Annotated in this window: 6 protein-coding genes; 1 reads left to right on the plus strand and 5 read right to left on the minus strand. The window is 47.1% G+C overall.

Features of this window, described 5'->3' with window-relative positions:
- Positions 1–156 precede the first annotated feature (156 nt).
- The 5 genes from acnB to CWB99_RS07785 all read right to left on the minus strand — a co-directional run bounded on the left by acnB (position 157) and on the right by CWB99_RS07785 (position 8,121).
- Positions 157–2,754, minus strand: a complete 2,598-nt coding sequence (gene acnB / locus CWB99_RS07765) for a bifunctional aconitate hydratase 2/2-methylisocitrate dehydratase (RefSeq protein ID WP_138551836.1) — start codon at positions 2,752–2,754, stop codon at positions 157–159.
- Positions 2,755–3,040: 286 nt separating this feature from the next.
- On the minus strand, positions 3,041–4,093 hold the full coding sequence (locus CWB99_RS07770; protein ID WP_138551842.1) for an OmpA family protein: 1,053 nt from the start codon (positions 4,091–4,093) through the stop codon (positions 3,041–3,043).
- A 111-nt stretch (positions 4,094–4,204) separates the two neighbouring features.
- Positions 4,205–5,992: an ABC transporter ATP-binding protein gene (locus CWB99_RS07775; RefSeq protein ID WP_138551837.1), complete on the minus strand. Its 1,788-nt coding sequence runs from the start codon at positions 5,990–5,992 to the stop codon at positions 4,205–4,207.
- A gap of 3 nt (positions 5,993–5,995) precedes the next feature.
- A complete protein-coding gene (locus CWB99_RS07780) occupies positions 5,996–7,432 on the minus strand; it encodes a protein adenylyltransferase SelO (protein ID WP_138551838.1) in 1,437 nt (478 codons plus the stop codon).
- A complete protein-coding gene (locus tag CWB99_RS07785) occupies positions 7,429–8,121 on the minus strand; it encodes a DNA-3-methyladenine glycosylase I (RefSeq protein WP_138551839.1) in 693 nt (230 codons plus the stop codon). Before CWB99_RS07785 ends, CWB99_RS07780 begins: the two co-directional genes overlap by 4 nt.
- A gap of 110 nt (positions 8,122–8,231) precedes the next feature.
- Here CWB99_RS07785 and CWB99_RS07790 point away from each other — a divergent pair, with 110 nt between their 5' ends.
- On the plus strand, positions 8,232–8,969 hold the full coding sequence (locus tag CWB99_RS07790) for a substrate-binding periplasmic protein (protein WP_138551840.1): 738 nt from the start codon (positions 8,232–8,234) through the stop codon (positions 8,967–8,969).
- Positions 8,970–9,091: the final 122 nt, after the last annotated feature.

Here is a 9,091-nt window from a genome sequence, read left to right on the forward strand (position 1 = left end):
CGCAATCAAAAAACACCAGTAAACAATTGAAACGTAAGAAAAAACCACTTAACACATAGATTATTAAGACGCTTTTTTGATGCACACAAGCGGTATCCGCTCAGCCCCGAAAACTAAAAAAGCCAGCACCAGGCTGGCTTTTCGAACATACGACTCTTATACGGCCTGCTGAATAATCACACTGTCTGCTTTTTTGGTGTAGTGAGGCATTTTGTGGAAGTTCAGATAGCGATATGTGTCAGCCGCGGTGGCATTGATCCGCTCGGCATATTCCTGATACTCCACAGGGGTTGGTAATTTACCCATAATCGCTGCCACGGCCGCCAGTTCTGCAGACGCCAGATAAACATTGGCACCTGTCCCTAAACGGTTAGGGAAATTACGCGTCGACGTGGACACCACAGTGGCTTTGTCAGCCACCCGAGCCTGGTTACCCATACATAAAGAGCATCCTGGCGTTTCGATACGCGCACCAACACGACCATAAATGCCATAGTAGCCTTCGTCCGTTAGCTGATCCCTGTCCATTTTCGTTGGCGGCGCCACCCACAATTGAGTGGGTAACCGACCGCCAAAGTTATCCAGTAACTTACCTGCAGCCCTGAAGTGGCCGATGTTGGTCATACAAGAGCCAATAAAGACTTCGTCGATTTTCTCGCCGGTGACTTCTGACAGCAAACGCGCATCATCCGGATCATTTGGTGCACACAATATAGGCTCTTTGATTTCTGCAAGGTCAATCTCAATCGTATGCGCATACTCTGCATCGGCATCTGCCGTCATAAGCTCTGGATTGGCCAGCCACTCCTCCATTTTAGTAATACGACGCTCTATGGTTCGAACATCACCATACCCCTCTGAGATCATCCACTTTAACATGACGATGTTGGAGTTCAGATACTCTTCGATGGACTCCTGTGACAACTTAACCGTACAACCCGCTGCTGAACGCTCAGCCGACGCGTCAGAGAGCTCAAATGCCTGTTCAACGGTCAGGTGCTCTACCCCTTCAATTTCCAGTATACGACCAGAGAACTCATTGATCTTACCTTTCTTTTCAACTGTCAGCAGGCCTTGCTTGATGGCATAATAGGGAATCGCATGGACCAAATCACGCAACGTAATACCAGGCTGCATCTGACCTTTAAAACGAACCAAAACGGATTCTGGCATATCCAGTGGCATCACGCCGGTCGCCGCCGCGAAGGCTACCGCACCAGACCCCGCAGGGAAGGAAATGCCCAACGGGAAACGCGTATGAGAGTCACCACCTGTGCCTACCGTATCGGGTAACAACATTCGATTCAGCCACGAGTGGATAACCCCGTCTCCCGGACGCAATGACACACCACCGCGATTCATAATGAAATCAGGCAGAGTATGATGTGTATTCACATCGATAGGTTTGGGGTAAGCGGAAGTATGGCAGAACGACTGCATTGTCAGATCAGCAGAGAAGCCCAGGCAGGCGAGATCTTTCAGCTCGTCCCGGGTCATAGGTCCAGTGGTATCCTGTGAACCGACAGTGGTCATAGTTGGCTCACAATATTGTCCCGGACGTACACCTGGCATATTGCAGGCACGACCCACCATTTTCTGAGCTAAAGTGAAGCCAGTGCCTGAATCTTGGATCAATTTCGGTTTACAGAATATCTCTTCCTGTGCCATGCCCAACGACTGACGTGCCTTATCTGTCAAACCCCGACCAATAATCAACGGGATCCGGCCTCCGGCACGCACCTCATCCAGGATCACGTCTGATTTTAGACTAAACGTGGTGATCACTTCATCACTACCGTGGCGCTTTACAACGCCCTCATACGGGTAGATATCTATTTGATCACCCATATTTAAATCATCAACGGGCAATTCAATAGGTAAAGCGCCTGAATCTTCCATAGTATTGAAGAAAATTGGGGCAATCTTACCACCAAGGCAAACGCCACCTACTCGCTTGTTCGGGACAAACGGAATGTCATCACCCATAAACCACAGTACAGAATTTGTTGCCGATTTACGTGAAGAGCCGGTGCCTACAACATCACCGACATACGCCAATGGCAAGCCTTGTTGCTTTAAGGCTTCCAGCTGGTCCACAGGGCCAACTTCACCTGGCTTGTCCGGATTAATCCCATCACGTTCATTTTTCAGCATCGCCAGCGCGTGTAGTGGAATATCCGGCCGCGACCAGGCATCGGGTGCCGGCGATAAATCATCGGTATTTGTTTCGCCGGTGACTTTAAATACTGTCACAGAAATTTTTTCTGCAACAGCCGGTTTTTGCAAAAACCACTCAGCGTTTGCCCAGGACTCAATTACTTGCTGAGCAAATGCATTGCCTGCTTTGGCTTTTTCTTCAACATCATAAAAGGCATCAAACATCAGCAGGGTATGAGACAACCCTTTAACCGCAATGGGTGCCAGTTCGTCGTCATCCAGAAGCTCTATCATAGGGGCAATGTTGTAACCGCCCAGCATAGTGCCCAGCAACTCGGCTGCATAAGCTTTTGAGATCAATGCCGACTCAGCTTCACCTTTTGTGATAGCGGCCAAAAACCCCGCTTTTACATAGGCAGCGTCGTCCACCCCGGGTGGTACGCGGTTGATAAATAGATCGACAATAAACTCTTCTTCACCTGCCGGTGGTGTTTTCAATAATTCGATCAGTTCTGCCGTTTGCTGCGCATCGAGCGGTTTAGGGACTATCCCTTGTGCCGCGCGCTCCTCAACATGTTTACGATATTCTTGAAGCACTGTTTTGCCCTCTTGGTGACGTGAACGGGTAGTTAAAGTTAGGTACCAAGTAGCACCAATAAATTTACTTAACCATAAAATATGATGATTGATTATAAGGTCTTAGAGTATAGATGAAAATCAAACGACTACTTAGTCGCCTTATATTCGATATAAATAGTGTGAATGAGCAAAAAGAAAAAGAGTTCATTCATGAATAGCAGTAAATGTAAATAGTCAGTGAAGTGGGTATAAATCAGACACAAAAAAGCCCGGGTCTTCCCGGGCTGCCTTTACTCAAATCTGATTAACGTTGAACTTTTACGCGTTCGATTGATTTCACTTTTGCTTCTACACGACGGTTTTCAGCATGCGCTTGTGCAGAGTCACCCATGTTTTTCAGGCGCTCTTCACCGTAGCCAACCGTTGTGATACGCATTTCATCAATGCCTTCCTCGACTAGCTGTTTGGCCACAGCATCCGCACGTTTCTTGGACAGCCATTTGTTGTATTCGGCTTTACCTACCGCTGAGGTATGACCTTCAAGCACCACCGTTGTTTCAGGGTGCTCATTCAGAAAACGTACAACAGCCTGAATGTCGTCCAGATACTGCTGAGACACACTGGAGTTATTGTTAGGGAAGCGTACCAGCAGGCTGATTGTCACTTCTTTGTCTTCATACAATGTGCAACCTTTCGCATCAACTGCATCGCTCATTGGGGTATTAGCACACTGATCATCCATGTCATAGATACCGTCTTTGTCGCTATCAACAGGTGCCGCAACCACCACCACAGGCTCTGGCTGCGGAGCAGGAGCAGGTTCAACAGGCTTGCTGTAACCAGAACTGCCAAAGAAATAGTTGATCCCCAGCTTTGCGCCAACGTCTGTGTATCCACGGTCGATGCCCTGATAAATCGCCGTCTCAAAGTTAGCCGCAAAGTTATCACTGAAGTGGTGGCGATACCCTGCACCCACATTCACAAAGGTGTTGCTGTCAAAAACATCTATAGACTTAAGGCCCGCCAGCGCGTAGAACGGACCACCGTTAAAGTGGTACAGAGCGTCAACGCCAACTCTGTCGCCATCGACAGAGTCGCTACGGACGCCCGACAGGTCAAAATCCATGTCTGCATATTCAATACGACCACTCCAGTACTTACTGAAGCGGTAACCCAGCTCAGCACCCCAGCCTGTTGAGTCATCCACCGTGACACCGGCTGCATCTCGGCTATTTTCCCAATCTGCATTATAGTAGTCGCCAAAGACACCCAAATAAACGCCTTCTTTGTGATCATCGGCCTGCGCACCGGTTGCAATCAAAGCTGATACAACAACGCTTAGCATTCTTAGTTTCATCATCCTTCCCTCTGTAAAATAATAGTGCAATCTGATATTTGCAGTAATAATAGTAGATGATGTCTTAATATTTACTTAACACCAGATAGGAATTTTTTGTTAATTTTACATTCAGCTCTGATGACCAAATAACACGCGATAAAGACCTTGCTCTGCAACCAGGCTAAGATGATCACCAGCCTGACTCACCACCCCGTCATCCAATACATAGATTTGATCTGCCTGGCGAATAGCACTCAGACGGTGTGCAATGATGAGGGTAGTTCTGCCAGATAAGAAGGTATTTAAGTTGCGGTGGATCTTCGCCTCTGTCTCGACATCCAAGGCCGAAGTCGCTTCATCGAGTATCACCACTTTAGGATCGGCAGCAACCATACGCGCAATCGCCAGACGCTGTTTTTGTCCTCCAGATAAGCGAACGCCATTTCTGCCTACCACGGTATCTAATTGCTCTGACATTTCTGTGACGGTCTGGGCAAGTTCGGCCACCTTTAAGGCGTGCCATAATTGCTCATCATCACACTGTTTGCCCATAGCCAAATTTTCCCGAATACTGGCATTAAACAGTATCGGCTGCTGCAGCACAGTGACAACATGCTCTCGAACAGCATGAAAGCCCACTTTTTCGACAGGTATATCATTAATCAAAATATCCCCTGCCTGCTTCTGATAAAGTCCAAGCAGTAACTGAACGACCGTTGATTTGCCGCCCCCTGACACCGCCACCAAAGCCGTTTTTTTCCCACTGGGTAAAGTCAGAGACACATCATTGAGTACTGGCAAACTATCCTGATAAGCAAAGCTGACATGACGAAAGTCTATTCGGATATTAGACCGTTGAAATACTTTGCTGTCTGCTACCTGATGCGGCTCAGTGTCGAATGCCAGAACCTGATTAAGGCGCTGTAGCGCAGCCGTGGCACCGTAGTAAGCATACTGAATGCTTAGTATTTCCTGTACCGGTCCCATCATAAACCATAAGTAGCCAAACACCGCAAAAATCTGACCAACGGTCAGATCGGAAAAAACCACCATCAGCATGGCAATGGCGCGAAACACCTCAAAGCCCAATAAGAATACTGTAAAGCTCAAGCGATTAACCGCATCGGTCTTCCATTGTGACTGCACAGAGTGGTGACGCAATGACTTTGCAGCTTCGACTACGGTATCAAAATAACTTTGCTCACGTCGCATGGCTTTTAACTGAGCAATGGCATCTAAAGTGTCGACAAGTGCACTTTGAAACGCTTCAAATGCATTGTTTTGACGTTTTTTAAGGTCCTTAACACGTTTGCCAAATTGCCGGGAAAAATAAATCACTGCCGGATTCAGGGTCAGAATGATCAACCCAAGCACCCAGTCGATCCAAAGTAACACCGCAGCCGTTCCTATAATCGTTAGAATACCAATTAAAAAACGGGATAGAGTTTGGCTGATAAACCCATCGAGTGTTTCAATATCTGTGATGCATCGCGAGCTGATCGCCGCCGCCCCCTGTGTTTCATATTCCTTCAGTTGCACTTTTGCCAAATGCACCAGCAGCCTTTCGCGGATCCGATAAGAAATATCCTTACCAATTATGGTAAACTGCCGAGACTGAGCAACCCCTAACAGCAACGCTGCGAGCCTCATACATATCACAGCAATCAGGATCGATACGATATAGCCTGTTGCGCCTTGCCACTGCGCCGGTAAGAACGCATTCAACGTGTCTACTGCCGTCCCGGGTTGTGCCAATAGTACTTCATCAACCATCAAAGGCATCATCAACGGGATAGGCACACTCACTAACGCAGCACACAATGCAATGAGATGGGCATAAATCAATGGCGTTTTATGCGTGAGGATCTGCCGTTTGATTTCCTGCCAGGTCAATGCCTGGTCGGTCTGTTCACTCATAGTTTAAGTACCACAAAACGTTTGATAGGTTTGTTCGTTCGACATGGTTGCTAACCACTGAGCAGGGTATACCTGATACAAATAAGGCGTTTTGAGTGCATGCAGCCATTGTGTAAATTCATCGCTATGCTTCGCGAGGTTAAACTCGTCAATGAAGTGCTCGACCATACCATTGCGCGGGATGATCGCAGGATTAACCGACTGCATGATAGCGTGTGCCGCTGACAAGTTGTTGTCACCAACTCGTCTTCGCCACTTTCTTGTCCAGTCAGCCAAAGCCTCTGGTATCTCATAACCTGGAAGTGGAGTGGGCTGTAACGAGTTGGTAAGGGCTGCAAAGGTATTGGTATAATCGAGTTTGTTTTGCTGCATGAGCGACAGAAGCTCACTTAACAGTGTCTGATCAGACTCCTGCCAGCTAAGTAGCCCGAGCTTGTTGGACCACATCTGTTGATAGCCCTCATTAAACTCTTCTGCAAACTGACTTAAGATACCTGAAAAGCGCTCGAGTGCGGCATCTTTATCATCCATCAACAGCATCAGCGACTCAGCAAGGCGGCCGCAATTCCAGCTGGCGATATTCGGTTGTTGACCAAACGCATAGCGCCCCTGACGATCAATAGAGCTAAACACCGCGTCAAATGAGAAAGACTCCATCATCGCGCAGGGACCATAATCAATGGTTTCACCGTTAATCAGGGTGTTGTCTGTGTTCATGACACCATGGATAAAACCGACCTGCATCCACTTTAGGATCAAGGCACACTGACGCAAGCACACACGCTCAAAAAAGTCTAAGACTCTTTGCTCACCACTTGAGGAGATATCATCAAACTGATCTGCGATGCAAAGCTCAACGAGTTGTTGCATTGCATCAACGTCCTTGTTCATTGCCATCAGCTGAAATGTCCCAACCCGGATATGACTTCTGGCAATGCGACATACAACGGCACCGGGCTCTCGCTCTTGCCGCATTACCTGCTGATTGGTCGACAACACTGCCAGACACTGCGTTGTCGGTACTCCCAGCGCCCGCATTGCATGACTCATGATGTATTCTCTCACTGCAGGACCCAGTGCGCATAACCCATCGCCCCCGCGAGAAAAAACCGTCGCACCGGAGCCTTTCAGGTGCATGTCATAGGTATGCCCCCGCGCTGTAGCAAAGGATGCGATTAAATGCGCTCGGCCATCACCAAGCTGTGGATTAAAGTGGCCAAACTGGTGACCGCAATATGCCATTGCAACCGGCTTGATGTTTTCAACTCTGGACATACCCGCCAGATAGTCTCGCAACTGCTGCTGATCAACATCCATACCCAATTCGGTTATTAAGTCTGAATTGGTTAGTAGTAGCTGTGCGTGTTCAAACTGCTGAGGCCGTTGCGGCACCAGGTAAACCTCACCCAATTCGGTGTAACGGGAAAAAAAGTCACTCATGATGAAACTCCTGCCACATTGTCACCCACGCTATAAGCAACGAGCTGACTTAATTTTTGCAACGAATAACCACTTTGTCTACGTAGCTCATTGAAGAAGGCTTGTGCAGCACGTAATGACTTTAGGCTATGCAGTCCACCAGAGATAACATCATGTGCTCTCAGATAAGCCTCAACATCACGGCTCAGAATAAATGTATCTTTACCGACTGCCCTCAGTGCGTAAGGGCCTGTGTTACCACCTAGCCGGTTCCCCTGCTTTTTCAGCAAGAGCCACAATTCTATAATGTTGTCTTCCGGCCAGTTCGCCACGAGCTTGCTAAACTTACCATATTCCAGTGCCAGCTCATGGATCATCTGACAGTTATGAGCAACGCTCTGCACTTTTTTGTAGTTACGCACTATACGCTCGTCTTGCGCGCGCTGCTCGTACATCTCAGGCGACATATATAGTAGCTTTTCTATCGAAAACTCCCAAAAGACTTCGCGAAAGCCTGACCACTTGGCATTGATCACAGACCAATAAAACCCACTTTGAAATATTTTTCTCGTAAACTCTTCTAACCAAACATCATCGGATAGCTGTGTCAGCTGTGCTTGTGACAACGGATCCGTGAGCAAGGACTCCAGAACACCTTTCGAGCCTTTTCTCTCGCATGCTCGTTCGTAAATATCTAAAAAACTTTCCACAACTTAGCCTTTTATTCTAATCATTTGGTTAATCGCTTTTGTTGGCCTATTCGTTTTATTCAACAATAAGCGCTATAGTTTTGTTTAGCCCAGTTTTCAGAGCCTTGTCAGTGAAATACATTATTTTTGCTTTGCTTTTTAGTCTCACTACCGCAGCCGAGACTGTACATATTACAACAGGTCAATGGCCACCATACGTAGACAGGCACCGTGAGGATCAGGGCTGTACCGCTCAGCTTATCCGAGATGCCTTTGCTTTGCACGGGATCCGAGTCAGGTTTGTGTTTATGCCATGGCAGCGAGCCTATGAGGAGGGGAAAAAAACTGAATTTATAGGTAGCGCCTACTGGTACTATAATGAAAAGCGGGCATCAGAGTACATCTATACCAGTTATCCTATCACCTCAGAGGTATCTCACTTTTATCATCTTGATACTCTGGCTTTCGAATTCAACTCTTATGCCGACCTCAAGCCCTATCGGTTACTTATTAACAAAGGCCTGACTTATCCGGAGCTGCTGTGGCAAGCCATTAAGGAACATGAGATTGAAGTCATGGAAGCAACGTATACCACCAAAAACTTACAATTCCTGCTACGCCGACGCACAGACATTATTATTTTGGATGAGCAAACAGAGAGAGAATACGCCAAAGTCCTACCAGACTCTGATCTGAAACGCCTGGTCAGACAGCCAAAACCGGCTTTCTTTAACCAGGGGTTTCTGTTGATAAATCAACATAGTGAAAAATATGCAAGGATATTTGATCAGTCAGTGAGAAAGCTGATGTCTGACTCCACTTACCGGGAAAAATATAAGGCAAATTGCTCAGCAATTAACGACTACTAAAAAATGGTGTTTTAGTACCGAGTAGAAAACTTATTTTATCTAGTCAGGCTTTATCTTGATTGGAGTCTGATAATGATTGTCTCCTCTAATACCATTTTGAATAATTAACTGGTCAGATTTAT

Origin of the sequence: Pseudoalteromonas rubra, from assembly GCF_005887095.1 — a bacterium.
Classification (GTDB): Bacteria; Pseudomonadota; Gammaproteobacteria; order Enterobacterales; family Alteromonadaceae; genus Pseudoalteromonas; species Pseudoalteromonas rubra_E.